This is a genomic window from Pontibacter sp. HSC-14F20, from assembly GCF_019599265.1.
Lineage (GTDB): Bacteria > Bacteroidota > Bacteroidia > Cytophagales > Hymenobacteraceae > Pontibacter.
Genome location: NZ_JAHZTC010000017.1, coordinates 64,703 through 88,315 on the forward strand (window position 1 = coordinate 64,703; position 23,613 = coordinate 88,315).

Annotated in this window: 21 protein-coding genes; 12 read left to right on the plus strand and 9 right to left on the minus strand. The window is 50.0% G+C overall.

The window, feature by feature from the left end:
• The 7 genes from K3G39_RS15850 to K3G39_RS15880 form a co-directional block, all read right to left on the minus strand.
• Window positions 1-1,248 (minus strand): aspartyl protease family protein, encoded by a 1,248-nt coding sequence (locus tag K3G39_RS15850; protein ID WP_220627156.1) that lies wholly within the window; start codon window positions 1,246-1,248, stop codon window positions 1-3.
• Between the two features lie 294 nt (window positions 1,249-1,542).
• The gene (locus K3G39_RS15855) at window positions 1,543-4,164 is read right to left on the minus strand and encodes a DUF5686 and carboxypeptidase regulatory-like domain-containing protein (protein WP_255594412.1); all 2,622 of its coding nucleotides are present in this window, start codon (window positions 4,162-4,164) and stop codon (window positions 1,543-1,545) included.
• Window positions 4,165-4,489: 325 nt separating this feature from the next.
• On the minus strand, window positions 4,490-5,224 hold the full coding sequence (locus tag K3G39_RS15860; RefSeq protein WP_220627158.1) for an acetolactate decarboxylase: 735 nt from the start codon (window positions 5,222-5,224) through the stop codon (window positions 4,490-4,492).
• 50 nt (window positions 5,225-5,274) lie between these two features.
• A complete protein-coding gene (locus K3G39_RS15865; protein ID WP_220627159.1) occupies window positions 5,275-6,342 on the minus strand; it encodes a DUF5700 domain-containing putative Zn-dependent protease in 1,068 nt (355 codons plus the stop codon).
• A 79-nt stretch (window positions 6,343-6,421) separates the two neighbouring features.
• Window positions 6,422-6,991, minus strand: coding sequence for a DUF4256 domain-containing protein (locus K3G39_RS15870; protein ID WP_220627160.1), 570 nt, complete (start codon window positions 6,989-6,991; stop codon window positions 6,422-6,424).
• Window positions 6,992-7,009: 18 nt separating this feature from the next.
• Window positions 7,010-7,654: a hypothetical protein gene (locus K3G39_RS15875; protein ID WP_220627161.1), complete on the minus strand. Its 645-nt coding sequence runs from the start codon at window positions 7,652-7,654 to the stop codon at window positions 7,010-7,012.
• 36 nt (window positions 7,655-7,690) lie between these two features.
• On the minus strand, window positions 7,691-8,050 hold the full coding sequence (locus K3G39_RS15880) for a DUF4180 domain-containing protein (protein ID WP_220627162.1): 360 nt from the start codon (window positions 8,048-8,050) through the stop codon (window positions 7,691-7,693).
• 1,124 nt (window positions 8,051-9,174) lie between these two features.
• Between K3G39_RS15880 and K3G39_RS15885 the strand changes: the two genes are divergently transcribed.
• From K3G39_RS15885 to K3G39_RS15900, 4 genes are all read left to right on the plus strand, one after another.
• Complete coding sequence (locus K3G39_RS15885) at window positions 9,175-10,782, plus strand: sodium:solute symporter (protein ID WP_220627163.1); 1,608 nt, start codon at window positions 9,175-9,177, stop codon at window positions 10,780-10,782.
• On the plus strand, window positions 10,722-11,174 hold the full coding sequence (locus tag K3G39_RS15890) for a GNAT family N-acetyltransferase (protein WP_220627164.1): 453 nt from the start codon (window positions 10,722-10,724) through the stop codon (window positions 11,172-11,174). The genes K3G39_RS15885 and K3G39_RS15890 overlap by 61 nt, the downstream gene beginning before the upstream one ends.
• Window positions 11,175-11,178: 4 nt before the next feature.
• Window positions 11,179-12,252: an alanine racemase gene (locus K3G39_RS15895; RefSeq protein ID WP_220627165.1), complete on the plus strand. Its 1,074-nt coding sequence runs from the start codon at window positions 11,179-11,181 to the stop codon at window positions 12,250-12,252.
• Window positions 12,253-12,445: 193 nt separating this feature from the next.
• Window positions 12,446-13,774 carry a Na+/H+ antiporter NhaA gene (locus K3G39_RS15900; RefSeq protein ID WP_220627166.1) on the plus strand — a complete coding sequence of 443 codons (1,329 nt, stop codon included), beginning with the start codon at window positions 12,446-12,448 and terminating at the stop codon, window positions 13,772-13,774.
• A gap of 52 nt (window positions 13,775-13,826) precedes the next feature.
• On the opposite strand, the gene K3G39_RS15905 is transcribed toward K3G39_RS15900, so the two are convergent.
• Window positions 13,827-14,750 carry a universal stress protein gene (locus K3G39_RS15905; protein ID WP_220627167.1) on the minus strand — a complete coding sequence of 308 codons (924 nt, stop codon included), beginning with the start codon at window positions 14,748-14,750 and terminating at the stop codon, window positions 13,827-13,829.
• A 161-nt stretch (window positions 14,751-14,911) separates the two neighbouring features.
• On the opposite strand from K3G39_RS15905, the gene K3G39_RS15910 reads away from it, so the two are divergent.
• Genes K3G39_RS15910 through mnhG form a run of 7 tightly spaced genes read left to right on the plus strand, consistent with a single transcriptional unit; the run spans window position 14,912 to window position 20,821 of the window.
• Window positions 14,912-17,227 carry a putative monovalent cation/H+ antiporter subunit A gene (locus tag K3G39_RS15910; protein ID WP_220627168.1) on the plus strand — a complete coding sequence of 772 codons (2,316 nt, stop codon included), beginning with the start codon at window positions 14,912-14,914 and terminating at the stop codon, window positions 17,225-17,227.
• The gene (locus tag K3G39_RS15915) at window positions 17,224-17,766 is read left to right on the plus strand and encodes an MnhB domain-containing protein (protein ID WP_220627169.1); all 543 of its coding nucleotides are present in this window, start codon (window positions 17,224-17,226) and stop codon (window positions 17,764-17,766) included. The genes K3G39_RS15910 and K3G39_RS15915 overlap by 4 nt, the downstream gene beginning before the upstream one ends.
• Window positions 17,767-17,770: 4 nt before the next feature.
• Window positions 17,771-18,133, plus strand: coding sequence for a Na+/H+ antiporter subunit C (locus K3G39_RS15920; protein ID WP_220627170.1), 363 nt, complete (start codon window positions 17,771-17,773; stop codon window positions 18,131-18,133).
• 9 nt (window positions 18,134-18,142) lie between these two features.
• A complete protein-coding gene (locus tag K3G39_RS15925; protein ID WP_220627171.1) occupies window positions 18,143-19,651 on the plus strand; it encodes a proton-conducting transporter membrane subunit in 1,509 nt (502 codons plus the stop codon).
• Between the two features lies 1 nt (window position 19,652).
• The gene (locus K3G39_RS15930) at window positions 19,653-20,150 is read left to right on the plus strand and encodes a Na+/H+ antiporter subunit E (protein WP_220627172.1); all 498 of its coding nucleotides are present in this window, start codon (window positions 19,653-19,655) and stop codon (window positions 20,148-20,150) included.
• Window positions 20,147-20,416, plus strand: coding sequence for a monovalent cation/H+ antiporter complex subunit F (locus tag K3G39_RS15935; RefSeq protein WP_220627173.1), 270 nt, complete (start codon window positions 20,147-20,149; stop codon window positions 20,414-20,416). Before K3G39_RS15930 ends, K3G39_RS15935 begins: the two co-directional genes overlap by 4 nt.
• A gap of 3 nt (window positions 20,417-20,419) precedes the next feature.
• Window positions 20,420-20,821, plus strand: coding sequence for a monovalent cation/H(+) antiporter subunit G (gene mnhG / locus K3G39_RS15940; protein ID WP_220627174.1), 402 nt, complete (start codon window positions 20,420-20,422; stop codon window positions 20,819-20,821).
• A 5-nt stretch (window positions 20,822-20,826) separates the two neighbouring features.
• Here mnhG and K3G39_RS15945 read toward each other — a convergent pair whose 3' ends face one another.
• The gene (locus K3G39_RS15945; protein WP_220627175.1) at window positions 20,827-21,633 is read right to left on the minus strand and encodes a metallophosphoesterase; all 807 of its coding nucleotides are present in this window, start codon (window positions 21,631-21,633) and stop codon (window positions 20,827-20,829) included.
• A 195-nt stretch (window positions 21,634-21,828) separates the two neighbouring features.
• On the opposite strand from K3G39_RS15945, the gene K3G39_RS15950 reads away from it, so the two are divergent.
• Complete coding sequence (locus K3G39_RS15950) at window positions 21,829-23,607, plus strand: chloride channel protein (protein ID WP_220627176.1); 1,779 nt, start codon at window positions 21,829-21,831, stop codon at window positions 23,605-23,607.
• Window positions 23,608-23,613: the final 6 nt, after the last annotated feature.

Here is a 23,613-nt window from a genome sequence, read left to right on the forward strand (position 1 = left end):
TTAGATCCGGCTCTGTAAAACCATCTCTACGTTCATCATCTTAGAGTTACGCTTCAGCTTCAACCGTACCTTGCGCCCCGGTTTGCTATCAAACAGTTCTAGCAGCTCGTCCAGAGCCAGTTCGGTACAATCACGCCCGTTGATGTTGATGATCTGATCGCCGGGCAAAAGTCCGCTTGCTTTGGCGGGCGAGTCGTCTATCACATGCGACACGATGTAGAAATTGGCGCCGGGCAGCGGGGTACTGATCTCAAAACCAGTCATGTTATAGTAAAACGGATCTCGGTACTTGCGATTGGGCATCAGGATCATGCGCTCGTGCGGATAGTCGAAAATAACCGTGAAACGCTTCAGAATATCAGAACCGATATTGCCGTTGCGGTTTGCCAGGTTGAGCGCCGCTTTGATCGACTCCTCGTCCGGGTATGAGGCCGGCAGGTTTTGTAGTTCGTATTTGCCCAGCGAAAAACTGTTGATGCGCCCGATCTTGCCGTTAATGTCCCCGCTCAATCCGCGACCCAGGTAGGCTTCCATCACTTTTGGAGGTAACTGCAAACGCTCATCCGTTGGCAGGTATAGCGATATCGAGTGGCTCGCTCCCGTATCAATCACGAGTTTCACTTTTATGGAATCCCCGTTGTGCTGCCGCACGCCCGCTTCTACATAGGCCTTGGTATTCTCGATATGGAGCGGGTATACCTCCCCTTTTTTCGGGATTCTGAGTTTAACATCAGGCCGGTAAAGCGTCAGGGTTTTGTTGCTGTAGTTGATCTTGACAATGAAATTCCGGAAAATGTCGTACCCGATGATGCCGTGTACTGCCATCCCCATGCGGGTTGACAGATTAAAGACATCCTCCATCAGCACGTATACCTCGTGGTTCACCCCCACTATACCTGGCATGCGCATAAAATTTCCTTTGGAATAAACTGCTTCCAGTTCATGACCGGTACCCAGGCCCTGCAGGGTGATGCGACCTGCTTCGTTCAAACTAAGTGAATCTGAATAATTCAGGCGAGTGATCAGGGTGTTTTTCACACCGGAATCCAGAATAAAATTGAGCGGTTGCGAGTTGTTGATCTGTACCGGGATAATGATCAGGTTATGAACGAGTTTGAAGGGAACAGTAATGCTTTTGCGTTTGGAGGTGAAGTAGACGGTATCCCTGGAAATAGCCTGCCCTACCGCTTCAGAAAATGACAGACAGAAGCAAAGACAAAGCAGAAGATAAGAGGAAAACCTTGCCATGGGAAAATCTACATAAGACACAGATAATCAGTCTTATTAGTATACGTAGATTTTCAGGCAAGATGGTATAGCTACTGAAATATATTTGTTCAGTGCAATAAAACAGATTATGACCCGAAGCCACTAGCTTATATCCTGACACAATGCCAAACACACCATCAGTACAGCGCTATACCTACACGACTTGTTTCAGCTCTAAACAGATCAGCAGCAGCTCGGGTATTACCTTATTTTTAAACCGTTGCAGGTATTAAGAATGGCATTAAAATACAAACCCGCTTTCCTCCTTAAACTCTAATTCTGATTAAATTTCAAAAGCGTCGCTATACCTATCCTGAAGCCGACTTCCTGGAAGCTGCGGTCGTGGAAAGAAGCTGCCGTTTCGATGCGGAATACCCGGAATACATTGTCGAGGGAGTAGCCGACTTCATAGTAATGCGGTGAGTGTTGGGTTTTGAGGTAGTTGAGGAAAACGTTTTCCTTTATACCTGTAAAGCGTACTTCCGGAATCTGAGTGAGCAGGAACTTGCGGAACTGGTAGTGCGTGTGTGCAGAAAAATAACTGCCCTTGGTGCTGTATTGGTAGTAATCGAGCAGACGGAACGAACCGGCAGGTTTCAGACTGCTCAGGATAGTGCGGTTGCCGTCGAAGTGGTTGTAATCCATGAAGTACATGCGCTTGCTATTCAGAAAAGTGCCGCCGCGCAATTCAAACTCCAACTTGCCCCTCACGCCAAACGCCAGCGCATGGTTGATGCCCAGCTGCACCTGGTCGAAGTTCACATCACTTCCCAGAACTCCTGAAATACCTTTGCGGTACATAAACAGCAACTCCGGTGAGCGCTCCATGATCGGAATCTTGCGGCCGTTGTATAGACGGTAGCGTTGCACGGGGCGGTAACTCACGTTAGCCTGTAGTACCAGTGCCTCGTGTTTCGGAAATTCAGTGCTCTCCAGCTCCACGTTGTCCGGCGTGCTGGGGGTAAAGATTCTGTCCTCATCAGTGTAAAAGAAGCTGCGGTCGGTGTTGTTGTAAAGTTGGTTGCGCTGCGACCACTCTATATTTCCGCTCACTTTCAACCAAACAGATGGCTTGTACTCGAAGCCGGTTTCCACAAAACTCTTCTCGTAAATCTTCATGTAGTTGCGTCGGAAAAGCAGTGTGCTGAGCGTGTTGATGTGCGGATGGATCGGGTTTTCGCTGTTGAACTGCTCCACAAATTTACCGCCGTCCAGGTATAGCATATGCGATTTGCCCTTGCTCCTCACTGAATGCGCCATGCGGGCTTTGGCATAAAAAGTTTCACTATCGAAGCCATATCGGAATGTAGGCGCAACTTCAAAAGAGCGGCGCAGACTATCATACTGGTGGCGCAGTTTGCCGCTCAGATTCACGTTCCAGCCCTCCACGGTGTTATAATACACATTCGTGAAAGTCGGGTCGATGTTCATGCGCGTTCTGGGTGAAAGTCTGTAATTGCCACCCGTCACCAGATCCAGCGGCTTGAATTTTCTCTTTTTGATAACCTTAGTGGAGTCTTTGCCTGTCAGCTCAGCCGATTTGATTTGCGCCAAAGAGTCATCGCGCTGGTAGCCTTTAAGCTCTTTGTCACTTAGCGGTACAGGGCGCACTGAATCCCAGTAGGCGGAGTCGCGTTTGGTGGCCAGTTTGTCTACCGTATAGCTGCGCTCCGATACCACTTCCGGATCTTTCCGCTCTTTCAGGGCTTCCTTTTCCTGCTGCACAATGAGCTGCCGGAACTGCTTGCGCGTCAGTTTATCCTGGTTGGCCAGCGCCTCCAGGTTGGGGTTTTTATTGCTCGACTTAATAGCGGCTATGGCTTCAGGTACTTCTTCTACTTTCTCATCGATAATCTCCTTCGGGGCCACCAGCTTTTTGTTGAGCACGACCTGGTAATCGGAGCTGGAAGCCAGGTAGCGGAACTCGCCACCAAAGCCCATCACCTTGCCTGAGAAATGAAACTGGTGCGTGGTCGGCATCCAGACGGTTGGCGCTACTTCGGCATAGTTCTGCTTCACCTTGATCGGGAAGCCCATCATGCTGGTTTTGAGGTCGAGGCTGTGGATGGCCCAGTAGCCTTCTATGATGTAGATGTAGCCTTCAAACACATTATCGCCGCGGGAGCGTGGGGTCACCTTGATCTTGTTTACGTCGATGTTGCCTTCCTGAAAACTGCCCTCGTATTGGAATTTGTAATAGGCAAAAGCGGAACGAGAAAGCGGCGATACCATCTCTACTACTTTATCATTGTAGAAACTCGCGCTCACAAAAGTCATCGGCGAAATACTGCCTTTGTTGTCGCCTGAAGTGCGGATGGAGATCACTTTTTCCTCAAACTTGTTGGGTTGCGCAAACTTGATCTCACTCACCGATTCCAGCGTATAGGCTTCGTTCAGCTTCACCCCTTCTTCTTTGAGTTTGTTTTTCAGAAAGAAAGGCGCATCGGTCAGTTCGCCGGTTCCTTTCACGTATACCTTCATCTTGTAGCTGTCGTACTGCAGCAGGTGGTATTTCTTTTTGGCGATCGCCTTGCGCATAATGGTATAAGCCGGGTCCTCCCCTTTGCCCTTCACCTGCACCTCTTTGAGGGCAAAGGATTGCTCTCCCAATCGGAAATCCTGCTGCATCCAACTATCCGTGATCTCTACCTGCACCTGCTGCGCTTCGTAGCCGATGTATTTCACCACCACCGTGTGCTTTCCGGCGGGCAGTTTTATCTCAAAATCGCCATTGGCGTTGCTCGACGAGCCGTTGTTGAGATTGGTGATGTAAACCGAGGCAAATGGCAGCACTTCGCCTTTCTGGTTTTTGATACTTCCGCGTATTCCTTGCGCAGAAAGTGAGAACTGAAATACGAGCAGTAAAAGGGTAAGCAGACAGGAAAATAAACGCATAGGAGTATCTGGCAATTTAATAAGCTTCAATGTCAGGAAGTAGTAAGAGCTTAGCTTTGTGAACTGAAATCAGAGCAGGTTTGAACACAGACAAGAAAAAGCGCATAGCGCAGAAAGGAAGCTAAATTAGTTTTCATAAAAAGGAATTAAGGTAGAAGCAGCAAGCAATAGAATTCTTACCGCAATATATAGTTAAGATGCAATTTAACCTCTATCCGTTGCATGATATTTCAAAAAATAAGGAATAGCCCGAAAAAATAAACAGCTGCTATACCTGAGGACTTCCAACAGGTATAGCAGCTGTTATGAACAGGTCAATGTTGCGCTATTCCATCGGCAGATATAGCGTCAGACTGCCCAGTTTGAATGCCGCTTCATCCAGGTGACCCATTTTAGAGCGGTCTTTCGTGATCAGGTGCAGGTGCATGAAAGTATCGTGGTGGGTGAACACGGCTTTGTGCTCTGTCGAGAAGAAACCGACAATGTCTACCACCTCGTTGCGCAGCGCATAATTTACCTGCCCCTGGTGGGCTTCGTCAGGATTACTGACTTTAGAACCTGCCGGCAGATTGACAATGTGGATGGTTGCTTGCTCGATTTCGCCGCTCACCTTAAATGGAAAAGGCCGTTTGCTGTTTTGGGTTTCGCTGTCCAGGTATAGCTCCAGTTGCTGCATGGTTTGGATGGAGTCCGGCAAGGAGCGCTCCTGCCAGGCGGGCACCTGGGCATAAACAAAAAATGGGGCTTTGGCCGCAAAGGTCTCTTCTACCTGCATGGTCAAGTCGCTCACCACCACCGATTTATAGGACTTCCCATCCATGATCAGCAACTCGCCTGCCAAGTACTCTACCGGCCCCAACCCGTATAACTGCTCTTTTCCTGCAATCGAATCCAGATCGATCGTACCGGCCAGTTCGCCTTTCCACATCACGTTGCGCATCGCTCCCACTACCTGCACTTCGCTGGCAGCATAAGACGCGGCCTGATGGGTATCTGAGGTGCAACTGCTCAACAGAAGAGCAGATATAAGACTGAAGGAGGCAAGTGAAAGGTGTTTCATGTTCTTATTTTGTATCCGCTACCCACCTGAGGCAGCAGACAAATATAGCTTTAGTTTAAAACTTTGGCTTCGGACTCTACTTTCTTGAGGTATGCAATGGCTTCGTCAGAGAAAACAAAGGGCTTCGCTTTGTCTTTGCGGGCAGCTTTGTTGTAGAGGTGGATGATCTGGAACGGATTGCCCATAATCGACACCAGCTTCTTTTTCAGCCCGTTTCGTTCAATCACATCGGTCATGTAGAAGCCGGGTATGTGCCCACTCATACCTATCACCTGGTTTCTTATTTCTTTGCTGGAGTACTGCTTTTCGCCGGAGGCTATCTCTTTGATGGCGGCATCAACTTTGGGAAGGTGCTGTTTGCCCAGGTCCAGCAAGTAGGTTCCCCACTGCATATCGTCCGGCATGTTGGGTGCAACCGCATATTTCTTGTCAATCAGATCAGGAACGCCTTCGTTCATAATCAACTGCAGCATCAGCAAAAGACTTTTATCTTGTTCGGCCACATCATAGCGCTTTGTTTTGTTGAGCGTATGGTGCAGCTCGTGACCACCCACAGCGCCAGGCTTCACCTGGTTGAACTTGTACTCGAGCCACAGGTTAAGCACTATGTTTCCTTTATGAGCCACCGCATCGTTGCCCAGCGCGATCAGGTATACACCGGTTTCAGGGTTCTTGCTGTGCAAGCGTTTTGGCAGCATACTGTAGCAGGTTTGGTACATTGTGTTCACATAACCCTCTTTGTCGGCAGCTAACTGCGCCAGGTATTGCCGAAGCTCCGCTTCATGCGCTTTGTAGACGTGAATGCTGTAGGTCATGTAGTTCGCCTGCCGGTCCTGTAACCGGGCTTGCAGGAGGCTGTCATGCTCAGGCATGTAAACCACTTCCATCGTCTTGCGAAAGTTGTTCAGGTAAGCTTCCTTGTAATTCTGGTTTTCGATGTACTGCTCGTTACCTTCCATAGCCAGAAACTGCTGCCAGGTAGCATCATGCAGCCGTTTACCCGATTTCAGGGTATCCACCAGTTCAAAGTAGCGTTCGGCTGCCGATACATCCACTACCTGCGCCTGCGCAGCATATCCGGAAGCAGCTAAAAGCAAAAGGGTAAAAAGTTTTTTCATGTAGGTATAAGTTTGTTTAGTTAATCAATCTGAATTGATACTAGCTGATGCAAGGTATAGCTTAGGTAGAAGAAGATGCTCAGACCCTCAGCGAGCCACGGAATGCCCGGCTACTGTAATAGGATTGCGCGCCGTTGTGGTATACAAACACATGGCCATAGCGGAAATCGGCAAACAGTGCTCCTCCGAGTTTTCTGATGTCGGCTGGTGTCTGGATCCAGCTTGAGGTTTTCTGATCGAACTTGCCAAGTTTCTGTAGCTCCCGATATTCCGTTTCTGATAAAATCTCAATGCCCATATCAGCAGCCAAATCCAGCGCATTGTTTTCCGGTCGGTGCTCTTTCCTGGACTCCAGTCCTTCACGGTCAAAGCAAACGCTCCGTCGTCCTTTAGGGCTTTCGGCGGCGCAATCGAAGAAAATGAATTCGCCGGTTTTTGGGTCTTGCCCGACCACATCCGGCTCACCTCCCGTTGTCTCCATTTCGTGCAGCGACCACAGTTTAGCAGGGTTCGCTTCCAGTCTGGCTTGTACATCCGCCCACGCTATACCTGTGTGGCGTTGCATGTTTTTTTCAAAGCGGGATTTGAGGGTGTCAAGAAGTGCTTTACTTTGCTCCGGGGTTACTTCTTTTGTATTTCCCATGGTCATTTCTAGGTTTAAAAATAGCTATTCAACACTAACGCTAAACTTGTCCTGCGTGCCATACTTTTCTGGTTTTCCCAGCGAGACCAGCCACCTGTCGTATGTTGCTTTGGCCAGCCATTGTACCACGTAATTATCCTTTAATTCGCTTACCGCAGCAGCTTCGCCAGCCAGCTTTTGAGCAATCTCATAGAGTTCACTTCTCTTGCTGTGATGGAGCACAAAAGCGGCATAAAATTTATCGATCGGCAAGCTGATTTGTTCGTCCTGGTAGAGTTGGGTGACTTGCCTGAGTCTTATGCTGTCTCGCTCCGCCATACTGTCTTCGAACAGGCCAAGATAAGTGCCAACGGTCATACGGTCTGATTGGTCTGTCTCATAAGCATACGCTAACTTATGACTCGCATCACCAGCGTTCATGACCGCAGGATTTAAGGGACGCAGCAGGCCAACCAGCACACCCAAAGCGCAAATAGTTGTTATAGTTAACGGCAGTCTCAGCCATTTTTGATCGAGGTTTGGACGTAAAATCTTAGTTATACCTACCACCAATAAAGCTACCAGGCACAGGACAATGACTGCAAGCAACAGAAAGCTCGTCAGGCGATAGACATAAGAGAGTATGCCAACAGGTATAAGGAAAAGCAGCGGGGTGAAAAACTTTTTCATTTTTGCAATGGTTATCTATGGCCTTTTATTTTTCAGTTATTGAGAGAGTTTAGCTAGACCCTCTTTAAGAGAGCTCACAAAATTGACTTGTTTACCTTTGTTGCTTTCATAAATGAAGTCTTGCACACTCTGCCGGGTATATTTTGAGAAGTCACCAACGATAGCCAAACGGACGCGATAATTGGAAAACTTTTGCAGTATTTCGCCTGCCATTCCATTCTTCAGTTCAAAAAAATCAGGTGTGATGTTCTTCTCGTATATTAAAATTCTATCAAAGTTCTGGTAGTAAATGCTTCCCAATAAGTCCACTCCGTCTTCACTGCTATTGATTATCCTGTCTTCCGATATCACTTCGGCTATTTTAATGTCGTTTAAAGAATGTGTTTCTATTTTCATTTTGTTTGTAGGTTTGCAAGGGGCCTTTTAGCAATCCCCCTAACGGTTTAGCGATGAGCAGTAGCGAACCGCAGGAAGCTATTGCTTGTAGGTTTTGTTGTGCGCTCGGCCATTTTCATTCTATTGGTTCCCATTTTCCTTTCTTGAAGAAAACGTGATGAAATTTCGGCGAGCTGAATACTAGATAAAAACTCCAGGCACTTCGGTAAGTTGTCGGATTACTTGTCAAAATATGGTGTGTTGGTTGTTCCATTTCAATAATTAGTCTGTCAGAGCGGTAATTTTTGGGGTCAGTCGTTTTAATTGTCCCTCTATATGTCTTCAATATTTTCTTTTTGTCTGTAACGTGAAAGAAGATTGAGTCTTTGTCAGTTATTTCATACCGAAAATGATTGTATTGCCAATCCGTTTGTTTACCCTTAAAGTAATCTCTATTTATCACATATTCACCGTAGTAGTCGTCTTTGTCCAATTCTGTTTTGGAAGTCAACCAATTTAGAATGCTGATGAGAACAACAAGTCCAATTATACATAACCAAATAATTCCGAGTATTTTTCCGATCAAAAGTTTTCTGGATAAAAACCATGTAATCAGGAGAATTCCTGTCAGTGGGACAAGAATCTAAATGAAGAATAAGTTAAATCCAAAACCAATTTTGATTGCTTAGTTGTCTTATTTTAGCTTCCGCATAACTAGAGTATAGCAGGAGGACCTACTCCCACTAGCTGCACTATACCTAGCCAAACTTCCTTCTCCAACTATTGTAGTTATATAGCGTCCATCCAATATAAGCATTTATCTAAATTTTCAATCCAATATTCATAATAATTTAACCCAGCACTCCTCCTTTTCAAAATGAATTTACCGGGCTGAACAACCCATTTCATTCGTTCTGTCTAAATATTATTATCCTAACAAAACCTGCCCTTCAACCCTCTTTTTGACTCGCTACCAGTCGCTGCTTGTTTTCACCCGATTTGTATAAAAACCACACACCATTTTAGCTAATCCTTACCCCCAAGAGCGCTTTTCAAGGCCAAAACGGGCTTTTTAGCATAATTTTGAGTATATTCAAAATACCCGATACTGGTAACCATTACACAAACTTATACTATTCTAATACATGCACATTATTGACCTTACCATCTTCGTGCTCTATATGCTGGCCATGCTGGGCGTTGGTTTTTACTTCCTCAAAAAGAACCAGGGCGCAGACGATTATTATGTAGGAGGCCGGAACATGGGAAGCAGTCACATTGGTCTCTCGGTAGTCGCAACGGATGTGGGCGGTGGCTTTTCAATTGGCCTGGGCGGGCTCGGCTTCGTGATGGGACTCTCGGGTGCCTGGATGCTCTTTACCGGTTTGCTCGGAGCCTGGCTGGCAGCAGTTTTCCTGATACCTAAGGTCAAGCGCAATCCGGCTTTCGACAAGTTCCTCACCTTCCCCCAGATCTTCGGCCATTATTTCAATGCACGGGTGGCGCTGCTGGCGGGCATCATCTCGGCCATCGGCTATACCGGCTTTACCAGTTCCCAGATTCTGGCGGGTGCCAAACTGGCCAGCGGCACTTTCCTAAACCTCGACCTCAATACTGCTCTCCTCATCATGGGCATCATTGCGGTGGTTTATACCGTGATGGGTGGTATGAAAGCCGTTATCTATACCGACACCATACAATGGGCTATCCTGATGGGCGGACTCATCTTCATTGGTATACCTGTTTCTTTTCTGGCAGTCGGAGGCGGCGTAGAGCAGATCGGCTTTGGCCAGCTCACGGACTTGGCCTGGCTTTCGGCGCAGTCCGGTCACAGTATGGAGGCTATTCGCAGTACCTTGCCGGCCGAATTTCTCACGCTTACCAATATCACCTGGCAGCAAATCGTGAACTGGGCCATCACCATCATTCCGATCTGGTTTGTAGGTATGACGCTCTACCAGCGCATCTATGCCTGTCGCGATGAGAAAACGGCAAAACGGGCCTGGTACCTGGCCGGTTTGTTTGAGTGGCCGATCATGGCATTTATGGGTGTGAGCTTAGGTATACTGGCCAGGGTGGCTGCTGAGCAAGGGATGTTCGACGCACTCGGAATGGGCGCTGCAGTAGACCCGGAATCGGGGCTGCCGATGCTGTTGCGCTCGGTGCTACCGGTTGGTTTGATGGGCCTGATGCTCTCTGCCTATTTCTCGGCTATACTTTCTACAGCCGACAGTTGTCTGATGGCCTCCTCTGGCAATATTGTGACGGATGTGATCGGGCATTTCACTAAAACCGACCCGGATTCGCCCAGGATGCTGCGTTTGTCGCAACTGATCACACTCCTTGTCGGAGCTTTTGCGCTTTGGCTGGCTACCAACATGACCAACGTGCTCGACCTGATGCTCTATTCCTACGCTTTTATGGTGTCAGGCCTGTTTGTACCGATCATTGGAGCGCTGTTCTGGAAGCGCCGCAGCAGCGTGGCAGCTTTCTGGGCCATGCTTGCGGGTGGCGCTACTACCATTCTGCTACAGGTAACCATGAATACCGAGGGTCTCGTAAACATGCCGTGGTTCGATCTAAGCTTTAGCTTGCCTTACGGCCTCGACCCTAATTTATTTGGCCTCACCGCTGCCCTTGTACTTTACATTACGTTAACAATACTTTACCCCAATAAAACAGAAAAAGAGAAATGGCAGAAAACAACTCCGTCCAATACGAGATCCATACCCCAGCCAATCACCAACAACTAAACCGCGACCAAGTGCTTGACTTCCTGTTCCATCACCTGGACCAGTACGGCGACGCCCGCGAAGACATTGCCAAGTGCATGGACTATGCGCTGTCGGATGCAGAGGGCAAAGGCGGTTCGGTGATCGTTGCCCGGGAAGATGATAAGGTAGTGGGCGCGCTTATCCTGAACAATACAGGTATGAGCGGGTACATACCGGAGAACATACTCGTATACGTAGCTGTGCATGGCAACCAGCGCGGCAAAGGCGTTGGCAAAAAACTGGTGCAGCTGGCCGCCGAAACTGCTGATGGCAGCATTGCCCTGCACGTGGAGCCCGACAATCCGGCCAGACACCTCTACGAGAAAATGGGCTTCACTAACAAATATTTAGAATACAGACTTATCCGATAACAGCATGGCCGTCTTAAAACTGTGCCGCAAGAAACTCAGACACAACTATAATCACCTCGACCGGGTGTTCCGCGAGAAGGGCATCGACTGGGGCATTGTCACTAAATTGCTTTGCGGCGAACAGACCTTCCTGAAAGAAGTGCTCGACCTCGGCGTAAAGGAGGTTCACGATTCCCGCGTGTCTAACCTGATCGCCATCAAGAACATGGCCCCCGATGTGCAAACCGTTTACATCAAACCAGCGCCGAAACAAAGTATACCGGACATTATCCGCTACGCCGATGTGAGTTTCCAGACCGAACTTGACATTATCCGGCTGCTTTCAGAGGAGGCTGTCAGGCAAAACAAAACGCACAAGATCATCATCATGATCGAAATGGGCGATTTGCGGGAAGGCGTGATGGGCGATGACCTGGTGGACTTTTATGCCCAGATATTCAAACTGCCCGGCATCTCTGTGATCGGGCTTGGTGCGAATTTTAACTGCCTGCACGGCGTAATGCCGACGCAGGACAAACTGATTCAACTCAGCCTGTACAAGCAGATCATCGATGCTAAGTTCAACATTGAGATTCCCTGGGTGTCGGGCGGCACTTCTGTTACCATTCCGCTGCTCTTCAACCACCTGATGCCAAAAGGTGTCAACCATTTCCGGATTGGCGAGGCGCTTTATTTCGGACTTAACCTGTTCACCGGCGAGACCTTTGAAGGTATGTACGACGATGTGTTTGAGTTTTGCGCCGAAATCATCGAGCTCAACGAGAAACCCATGATCCCGATCGGGATGCTGGCCGAAAACCCCAGTGGCGAGAGCTTCGAAATTGACGAAAGCCTTTACGGCAAAACTTCACACCGCGCCATTCTGGATGTCGGGCTGCTGGACATCAACCCTAAATACCTCATCCCCAAAGACCATGGCCTGAGTGTAGTAGGCGCAAGCTCTGACATGCTGGTGGTAGAGTTGGGTGAGAATGAGCAGCACTACAAGGTGGGTGACGTGATCAGCTTCAACCTCCGGTACATGGGAGCGCTCAGCATCATGAATTCCCGCTACATCGACAAACAGGTGGTGGAATGATGTGCCTCCAGTCTTGATTAACTGAGCTATACCTGACACCCTCCCTCCGATACATACCGGAGGGAGGGCGTTGCTGCTTTTAAATAGTTTTAGCGTGCAGGTATAGCCGGGGCAAAACTTTTCGGGACTTGCTACGTCTCTAAGGAGAATCTGAATATGGCTATCTCTTTATACCTTGGCTGCTAAACCGACTTTGACCCATCGTATTGTCTACTCCTTCGAAAGTTTCGAGCAGGTGCTGGTGCGTGGTGGTACGTTTACTATGATGGTCGCTTTGCTGGCCCTTTCATGGCTCAACTCGCCCTGGGGTGCTTCCTGGCTATACCTGTGGGAAAATCCGCTGACCATTACGTTGGGGACTTACAGTGTTTCAAAACCGATCGGCTTCTGGGTGCAGCAGGTTTTGCTAACGCTCTTCTACCTGACATTGGGCCTGGAACTGAAGAGAGTGCTGCGCGTGGGTGAACTGAAGGAATGGCCTGATAGAATGTTTGCTGTAGCTGCGGCTTTAGGAGGTATGGCTATACCTGCGGCGCTATACCTATACCTGGTTCCGGCAGCTTCGCAGGCCGGCTGGTCTGTAGTGGCCACCGCTGATGCAGCGGCCGTACTGGCGCTGCTGGCACTGGCCAGTAATTCCCTGCCGTTTTCGCTGCGCGTGTTCCTTTCTTCGACTGCCATCGTGCAAGGTATAGCCACTTTATTGCTGAGTGTGCTGCTCTATACCTCCATCCAGAACCTGCTGGCGCTTTCGGTTGCCACGGGTGTGTTTGGCTTGCTTGTGGTGCTGCGGGCGCTGCGCAACCGTACCATGTGGCTATACCTGCTGCTGGGCCTGGTGATGCTGGTGTGCTTCCTGCTGGCAGGTGTGCAGGGTGCCGTGGCTGGTGTGTTGCTGGCGCTCGTTATCCCGATCCACGCGAGGGTGCTGGAAGAAGATTTCGTGACAACCACCGATACTGTGATGGGGCAGCTCCATGCCCTGCGCATGATGAAGCGCCCCGAGCCCGGCGAAGAAATAGAAGAAGACTTTCAGGCCGCCGTTCATACCCTGCGGGTTAATAGCACAAAGGCTCTGTCACCGCTCCGACGGTTGCAGCAAAGGCTTTCGCCCTGGGCGCTATACCTGGCTCTGCCCCTTTTTGCCCTGACGTATGTGCCGTTTGCCTACAATAGCTTTGCCTGGCGAGAGTTACTGGGTCCCGTGCCGCTAGGTATATTCGTTGCGCTGGTATTGGGCAAGCCCCTGGGTATGCTGCTGATTGCCTGGCTGGCTTCTTTATCAGGTATAGCGCGTATACCTGCCTCGGTGCATTGGGGACAACTGACGGGAGGTACAATGCTGATGGGTGCCGGCTTTATGTTATCGCTGTTTCAGGCGCAGCAGGTTTTTCCGCTTACCGAGCAACTCACCCTCGTAAAGATCATCCTATACGCTGCTGCTGCCGTGGCCGGGCTGCTCGGCATACTGGTGCTTGCGATAGCAGGCAAAACAAAAGACCTGCCACACACGCTGGTATAGCAGGTCTTTTAAATTTAGTTTTGTATTTGCTCCCGGGGCAGCAAACGAACGCTTATTCGGTGCTCAGAAGGGCATCGAGGAAACCGATCTCTTCTTTCTCTTTCTTATACACGATCATCGGGATGTCGTCGTTGTAGCGCAGGATTTTTTCCGTCACGCTACCCAGCACAAACAGCGCAGCAGCCGATTTACCTTTGGCACCGATCAAGAGCATGTCCGCTTTAGCGCGTTTGGCTTCCACCATAATCAATTCGCCCACATCATCCTCGTTTTCCTGTTTTACAAGTCGCAGCTCAGCACGCTCTTTCAACGCAGGGAAGCGCTCCAGCACCTGCTCAAACTTGTTGCGGGCCAAACCTTGCATGCGCTCGTCAAAGTCTTCGTAGCTGATGCCCAGCGTGATGTAACCGGTAGGCACCTGGTAAACGTGCAGGCAAGTGATGCGCACATCTTGTCTAAGAAGTGAAGAATTGAGCATACGTTCCAGCGCCATCAGGGAATAATCTGAGAAGTCAACGCTCACCATGATGTGGCTCAAAACACTGTCCTCGTTTTCCGGGACAAACAGAACACTCACGCGGCCGTTGCGCAGAATTTTCTGGGCCAGCACGCCGCTTCCACGCATGTGGAATTTGCGACCGACTACCACCAGGTCAATCTGATTTACTTTAGCCAGGTGCAACAGCTCTTTCAGTGGCGATCCTTCCACTACCTGCACCTCCACCTTCACCCGGCTGTCGGGGCCGAAGTGGCTGTCAACTTTTTCAACAAGCGAAGCACGGAGTCTTTCGTCGGCCGACATGCCGTTGGGCATGCTTTCGAGCAGTTCGTCAGGCAGGTCCAGGCTCTTTTCGGCGTGGATGAAGTAAACTTCCTCTATTTCAGAAATGGAGCAAAGAAAAGCGGTGTAGCGGATCAGGGTATCGTCCATCTCCGACAGGTCGAGCCCCACCATAATACGTTTCAGCGAATTCATGATAATGATTTGGTTTATGGGTTTACGTTTGCTGCGCTTGTCTTTTTCGTGATCACCCCCTCAATTTCGCCCCTGACGTAACATAAAATGCGCAGATTGGTACTAAGTGTTAAATCAGCTACGAAATTAACAAGGATACATTTACAAACTAAGCATTTTTGATGTTTTTAGCTATACTCGCAGGTTTCCTGTTAGCATTTGCCGCACCTTTGCTTTACCGCTGGCTCGGCAAATGGGTATACGTGCCCATGGCCCTTCTGCCTTTTTCCATCTTCTTATACCTGCTTACGCTTGCTCCTGCCGTGCTTGGCGGCGACAATTTAGGTGAACTGCATGCCTGGGCTCCCTCTCTCAACATCAACCTGCATTTCTTTCTCGACGGGCTCAGTTTGCTCTTTGCTTTGCTGATCACGGGCTTCGGTACCCTTATTATGCTATACGCGGGCGGCTACCTCAAAGGCCATCCTTTGCTGGGGCGCTTCTACTTATACCTGGCGCTGTTCATGACGTCGATGCTCGGGCTGGTTCTGGCAGGTAATATCATTTCCATATTTGTGTTTTGGGAGCTCACCAGCATCAGCTCATACCTGCTCATCGGTTTTGGCCACGACAAAGAGTCCTCCCGCAGTTCCGCACTACAGGCCTTGCTCGTTACCGGTTTGGGTGGACTCGCCCTAATGGCCGGCCTGATCCTGCTAGGAATAGCAGGCGATAGTTATACCGTGAGCGATTTGCTGGAGCGGGGCGATATGGTAACAAGTCATACGCTATACCTGCCTGCGCTGGTGCTGATCCTGCTCGGTGCTTTTACCAAGTCCGCGCAGTTTCCTTTTCATTTCTGGCTTCCCAACGCCATGGCCGCGCCCACGCCGGTGAGTGCCTACCTGCACTCCGCTACCATGGTGAAGGCGGGTGTATACCTGCTGGCCCGGCTCACTCCCGTGATGGGCGGCACCGACGAATGGCAATATACCCTGATGCTGGTGGGCGGTATTACCACCTTGCTGGGCGCCTTACTGGCCACGCAACACCTCGACCTGAAAGCCATTCTCGCCTATACCACCATCAGTGCGCTGGGCCTGCTGGTGACCATGACAGGTATAGGAACAGCTCCCGCACTGGAGGCGATGGTGGTGTTTCTGCTGGCGCATGCCCTCTACAAAGGTACGCTGTTTATGGTGGCCGGCAACGTGGACCACGCCACCGGTACCCGCGATCTGACGGAGCTGACCGGTCTGTCTGGGTCGATGCGCTATACGGCTATTGCTGCGCTGCTGGCAGGTATGTCTATGGCGGGCTTGCTGCCTTTTTTCGGCTTTATCGGCAAAGAGTTGCTCTATGAGGCATCGCTTCAGGAGAGTCCATTTCGATGGTTGTTATTTGCAGTGAGTTTCTTCTCCGGGATGGTATTTGTGGCTGTGGCGATTGCGCTGGGTTTTGGTATTTTCTGGCGCCGCAGCACGAGCCCTACTGCCCTGCAGCACCCCGACAAAACTCTGTTATACCTGCCTCCGCTCTTACTTGCCAGCACAGGACTGATCTTCGGTTTGCTGCCGGGCTTTTTTGTAACGCCGCTGCTGCGCCGTGCCGCGGAGGCCATGCTGGGTGTGGAGCAAAAGTTTGAGCTGGCGCTGTGGCATGGTTTTAACCTGGTGCTGGGCCTGAGTCTGCTCACGTTGGCACTGGGCTATGTGCTATACCGCTTTTCAAACCAACTGCTCAGCTACGCCGCCCGCTTCAACGGACTTTACCTTTTCGGCCCGGCCAATCTGTACCGACTGGCGCTCAAAGGCTTTCTGGCTGGTGCTACCAAAATAACAGCCACTGTACAGAACGGGTACCTGCGCAGCTACATTGCCGCCATCATCACGGCACACATAGCCTTGGTAGTAGTGTCGCTCTGGAAAAACGGACCGCGACTGGAGATAGCCAACCGCCTGCCCGAGCTTTCACAACTGCGCATGTATGAAGTGGTGTTGCTGCTGATGATCGTGCCGTCGCTGATCTTCCTGTTCAGGTCTCGTTCCCGCCTGACCTCCATTGCCATTATGGGCATTATTGGCTACTCAGTGGCACTCTTTTACATCCTCTTCGGTGCTCCCGATGTGGCGGCAACCCAGCTGCTCATCGAAACGCTTACTGTCGTGATCTTTGTCCTGATCCTGCACAAACTACCGGCCTTTCGTTACCTGTCGCACGCTTCGGAGCGCTACAAATATGTGCTGCTCTCGCTTAGTTTCGGGGCCATGATGACCTATATTATCCTGATCGTGAAACAGTATCCGCTCGACTCGCAGTTAAAGGCTTACTACGGCGAAAACAGCTACCTGCTCGGGCAGGGACGCAACATCGTCAACGTAATTCTGGTCGATTTCAGGGCGCTCGATACGCTCGGCGAGATTGTGGTGCTGGCGGTGGCGGCCATCGGCATTATGGCGATGCTGAAACTACGCATGCAGAAAGGAGATAAACTATGAAAACCGTCATACTTGCGACCGCTATTCGCATCCTCATACCTATCTTCATTATCTTCTCAGTTTATACCTTGTTCCGGGGTCATAACCACCCGGGCGGGGGCTTTATCGGCGGCCTGATCGGAGCCATTGCGTTCGTGTTCCATACCATGACCCACGGCCCGCAGCAAACCGTCGACACCTTCTTGAGACTCAATCTCTACGGCTATCCGCGGCAGCCTAACCAAAGCCGCTCGCTCTACCTGATGCGGATGATGCGTGTGAATGTGTGGCGGCGCAGGAAACTGGCCCGGCACCCGGAAATAAAACAACGCATGATCCGCATCGAACCAATTTACATTATCGCGACAGGTTTGCTCTTGTCTGCCACCAGCGGTGTGGTCGGGCTAATCGCAGGACAGCCTTTTATGCATGCCTTCTGGACGGACTTTTACATACCTGTATTAGGTAAACCAGGCACCCCTATCTTGTTTGATCTGGGCGTATACCTGCTGGTCATCGGGGTAGTGCTCAAAATAACCTTTGTAATGTCAGAAGAATAAGACCATGGAACTCATACTGCCTTTTTTGATCGGAATTCTTTTTTCGGCGAGCCTATACCTGATTCTGCACCGGCATTTTTTTAAACTCATACTCGGGCTGATCCTGTTCGGCCTGTCCACCAACCTGTTTCTGTTCGTGATTGGCCGCCTGACGCGCGGAGGTTCGGCTATTATTGGTCAGGAAGAAAAAGTAGCCACCGAACCCTTTGCCGACCCGGTGCCACAGGCGCTGCTGCTTACCGCCATCGTGATCGGCTTTGGCATCCAGGCATTCGCCATCGTGCTGATCAAGCGGGTATACCAGTCGTTCGGCACCACCGACCTCGACGACATGAGCACCACCGACCAGATAGAAGACAACCACTAAGCACACCCTATGAACCACCTGCTCATCATGTTGCCGATGCTCATTCCGCTGTACGGGGCTATTCTGAGTCTCTTCTTCTGGCGGTATGTGCGTGCGCAACAGCTTATCGGCATCCTGGCACAAGTCTGTTTGCTGATTGCTACTTTCCTGCTGCTCTTCGACGTAAATGATAACGGCATCCGGACCTCCCAGATCGGTAGCTGGCCTGCCCCCTTCGGCATCACGCTGGTGGCTGATTTATTCAGTTCAATGATGGTAATCACCAGTGCCATCACCGGTATGGCCATCTACCTTTTTTCCATCAAAGGGCTCGATAAGGCAAGGCAAACATTTGGCTATTACCCGGTGCTTCTCATCCTGCAGTTGGGCGTGTCAGGCGTCTGTCTGACGGGAGATCTGTTCAACATGTTTGTATGGTTTGAAGTGCTCCTGATCTGCTGCTTTGTACTGATCGCGCTGGGAGGAACCAAACCACAGCTGGAGGGGGCTATTAAATACCTAACCATCAACTTTCTGGCAAGTGGCTTTCTGCTCACAGGTATAGGGGTGGTATACGGGATACTGGGCTCTCTTAACCTGGCTGAGTTAGCAGTGCTGGTACGAACGCCGGTATCGCACCCGGCTCTCATTACCATGGCTGGTATGTTTTTCCTGATCGCCTTTGGCATCAAGTCTGCTATTTTTCCGCTGTTTTTCTGGCTGCCGGCCTCATACCACACACCGCCAATCGCCATTTCAGCGTTCATAGCAGGTATACTCACCAAGGTAGGTATGTATGCGCTGATCCGTCTTTTCACCTTAATCTTTGTCACCGATCAGGGCCTGACTATTCCGCTTTTCACGGTGCTGGCAGGTTTTACCATGGTGGTTGGGGTATTGGGGGCTGCCTCGCAAAATGATTTTCGCAAAATCCTCTCCTTCCACATTGTCAGCCAGATCGGGTATATGCTGATGGGGCTGGCGCTGTTCACCCCCCTGGCCATTGCGGGCAGCATCTATTTTATTATTCACAACATCCTGGTAAAAACCAACCTCTTTTTAATCAGCGGGGTGGTGGCGCATCGCCATGGTACCTTTGCACTAAAAAAGCTTGGCGGCGTATACCTGCAGCAACCTTTCCTTTCGGTGTTGTTTTTTATCTCAGCTTTTTCACTGGCGGGCATACCGCCTTTCTCGGGGTTCTGGGGCAAGTTTATGCTGGCCAAGGCCGGTTTCGAGATTGACAGTTTCATCATTGTGCTGGTTTCGCTGGCTGTCAGCCTGATTACTATCTTCTCGATGACCAAAATCTGGAATGAAGTGTTCTGGAAGAAGAAACCCGAAACGGACCCTTTGCTAAATGTGATCACGAAGCAAACGCACCGCGATAACCGGCTACTGCACCTGCCGGTTGCTTTACTGGCCATGTTTATTCTCTTCATCGGGCTTTATGCCGAGCCGGTGGTTTCGATGGCACAACTTGCAGCCGAACAACTTATGAACAGCGAATTATACATTAATGCCGTATTGAAAAAATAGCATGAAAACATTTATCATCCATTCCCTGATCGCTTTTATTGGCAGTTACCTTTACTTTAAATACGGTGAGCCTCTATTGCCTTATAATGCGGTCTGGGCCGTCTTTGTATCAACCTTCATCATGTTTGTGCTGTGGCTGACTTCGGCCTCCTATCACCGCGCCTATTTTCATAAACTGCCAAAGGCGATCAGCTTTATCGTGTTCTTTCTGAAAGAGCTTGTGATTGCCAACCTTCGTGTTGCCTACGACATCCTGACACCCGCTTACCGCATGAAACCTACTGTGGTGGCTGTTCCGCTTTCCGTTACAACAGACCTGGAGATTACCCTGCTGGCCAACATCATTACCCTGACTCCCGGCTCGCTCATGATCGATATAAGCGCCGACCGCAAATTTCTGTACATGCATACGCTTTATGTAAAAGACGACGATGTAGAGCAGGTCAAATACAATGTAAAACACGGTTTTGAGCGCCGGTTAATGCAGTTGACCCGATGAGTATATTTTCGTTTACACTCATTTTTGCCATGGCTGCGCTGAGCCTTTGCCTTGTGATGACAGGTATACGGTTTGCCATCGGCCCGACACTGCCTGACCGTATCACAGCATTTGACCTGTTTGTGGCCAACGTCATCGGCATCGTGGCCATTTATACCGAGCTCACCGGCAACCAAGACTTCATTGACGTAGCCATTATACTATCCCTGTTCGGTTTTCTCGGCTCTATCTCTTTTGCCTATTACCTCATGAAATCAGCCCGCTAGCCTATGTTTGAAGACATTAATTTTCTGCTTATCCGCGAAATCATCAGTTCGGTTTTTATCATCATCGGGGTGATGTTTATGTTGATCTCCACCATCGGTCTGTTACGTTTCCCGGACTTTTATATCCGCATGTCAGCCATCACCAAGGGGGCAACATTGGGGCTGGGGTTTATTCTGTCAGGTATGGGTATTTATTTCAACGAGCCCGACATGTTCCTGAAAGTGATGCTGATCATCGGCTTTACTTTTCTTACCTCGCCCGTGGCGGCACACGTGATCGGGCGAACGGCTGTGCGCAACAAGATACCGTTCTGGGACCATACTAACCTGGATGAGTTTAAAGATTACCTGCACAAAGAGCACAGTGCCCACCGCGACCATGAACGGGACAATACGCAGGTATAGCAGCCTTAATGTGTGGGGTGATGTAGGAAAGGTCGGATAGAATCGGCATAGGTACTGAAGGCTTCGACAGTCGTCAGGATATGATCAGGATAGGTCAGTGCTGTGAGTTTGCCACCGAATACGCAGCCTGTGTCGATGTTGATGGTGTTGTTTTTCCAGCGCGGCTCCAGTACAGGGGTATGCCCGTATACCACCACCGCGACTCCAGAGTAATCTGCGGCCCAGTCGAGGCGAACCGGCAGACCGTGTGCATCCACTTCTCCAGTAGTAGGGCCATACAGGCAAAGGTCACGCACTGATTTGCTGTGCCGACCGTGCAGGCGTTCTTCCAGCCCGGCATGCGCCACTACCAAGCGCCCTTCATCTAAAATAATATGATGCGGCAGATGCCCCAGAAACTCCCGTACCCTCGATATAAAAGCCTGATTATAGTGTTCGAGCTGCGCCATGGTCAGTTCCAGCCCGTGACGCACCTGCACATTACGCCCCATTAACTTGCGGTAGAGTTTGTCGTCGTGGTTGCCGCTAACACAGAGGGCTACCTCCTGCTCTACCATGTCCATCACCAGGCGCAGCACTTCCGGTGAGTTCGGGCCGCGGTCCACCAGATCGCCTACAAACACAACCATGCAACCTTCGGGGGCCGTTATGCGGTAACTGCCTGCTGCTTTGTCGTCTTTTACCTCATAGCCAAGCTTATAGAGCAATGCCAGTAACTCATCAAAACAGCCGTGCACATCTCCAATAACATGGAAATGGCCGTGCAAGTCTTTGAGTATCAGGTTTCCGCTTCCGTCTGGCTTATGGTGCATTGGCTTTTATTGTATCGTTTCTGATATGATCTTAACCAATATATTAACTAAAAAACAGCCTCCCGGGTTAGATTTGGTATGTTATTTTTTTTCATAGCCGCCAGATTTTATACTTTTAGACCCGTGAACTTTCTATCCCGGACTTTAAGTACATTTTTTTTGTAAACCCGGCTGATCTTTCCCGTATAGTCCCACATGCCACAGCTCCGCAAGTATAAATTACCTCTCCTCTGGCTCCGCCGACATACCTCCACCCGCAACTTCATTCTGATTTCCAGTGTATTGGTTGGCCTTACAGCCGGCCTTGCTGCCGTAATCCTCAAAACACTGGTGCACTACATCCAGCAGTTGCTGGCCTATGGCAACCGGCTGCTGGAGGAACCGGTGTGGCTGGTGGTATTTCCACTCGTAGGCATTTTACTGGTGGTGTTTCTTGTGCGGGTCTTATTTAAAGGGCAGCTGGGTCGCGGAACCGCCAGTATTCTGCATGCTATTTCTCAAAAATCGAGTTTGGTGGAATCGCACAAAATGTACTCGCATGTGCTCACTAGTGGTATCACAGCAGGCTTTGGGGGTTCGGCTGGTTTGGAGTCGCCTATTGTGGTGACAGGCTCTGCTATCGGTGCTAACTTTGGCCGGGAATATCACCTCAACTACCGTGACCGTACGTTGTTGCTGGCCTGTGGCGCGGCCGCAGGTATAGCAGCTGTGTTTAATGCGCCTATTGCCGGGGTTCTCTTCGCTATCGAAGTACTCCTTGCCGACATTAGTATCGCTGCGTTTATACCTCTGATCATGTCATCTGTGGTGGGAGCCCTCTGTTCGCGCATTATCCTAAAAGAAGAGCAGCTTTTCTTTGCTGATCAGTTAGGTTTCTTTGCCGCATCTCACGTGCCATTTTACATCTTGCTAGGTATACTTACCGGACTAATGTCAGTTTATTATAGCCGGGCAGCCTGGCGCATCGAAGCACTTTTTGAGCCTTTTCAGGACCAGCCTTACCGCCGGGCACTCGTGGGCGGTGTACTGCTCGGCTTGCTGATCATGCTGTTTCCGCCGCTCTTCGGCGAAGGATATGGAGCTGTTAAACTTTTGGAGAGCGGTAAACCTGAAGCATTACTGCAAGACAGTTGGCTTTCCTTTTTTGGGACGAATGAATGGTTGGTGCTGGGCTTTGTAGGGATGCTGGCATTAGTGAAAGTTGCGGCTACGACTTTTACAATTGCTGGGGGCGGCAACGGCGGTAACTTTGCGCCTTCTATGTTTGTGGGAGCCCACGTTGGTTTCTTCTTGAGCCGCCTCACCAATATGCTGCAAATTCACAAATTGCCCGAGGGTAGCTTTACAATGGTCGGGATGGCGGGCATCCTGAGTGGCGTTATGCATGCTCCGCTCACCGCTGTCTTTCTGATCGCTGAAATATCAGGTGGCTATACCTTGATGATTCCGCTGATGATCGTGTCGGCCTCCGCTTATGCCATGGTCAAATACTTTGAACCCTTCTCTCTCGACACAAAGAAACTGGCCCAGAAAGGCGAACTGCTCACCGCAAACAAGGATCGCACCGTGCTTCGCATCATGCAGATCCGTCATTTAGTAGAAACTGATTTTCACCCTGTCAGGTATACCGCTACACTGCGCGAACTAGTAGATGTAATTGCTCAGAGCCGCCGTAACCTATACCCAGTGGTGGACGAACAGCAAAAACTACGGGGGATCATCCTGCTCGAAGATGTGCGCGAAATTATGTTTAAACAGGAGAAGTATGACGAGGTAATGGTGACAGCACTGATGTCGGCCCCCCCTACCGTAGTGCGCCATAACGATACCATGGCCGACGTGATGAAGAAGTTTGATGAAACCGGCGCCTGGAACCTGCCCGTGCTTAAAGACGAGCTGTACCTTGGCTTTGTCTCCAAGTCAAGTATCTTTACCAAATACCGCAAGCTTTTGATCAAAACAACAGGCCACTAACTCCTC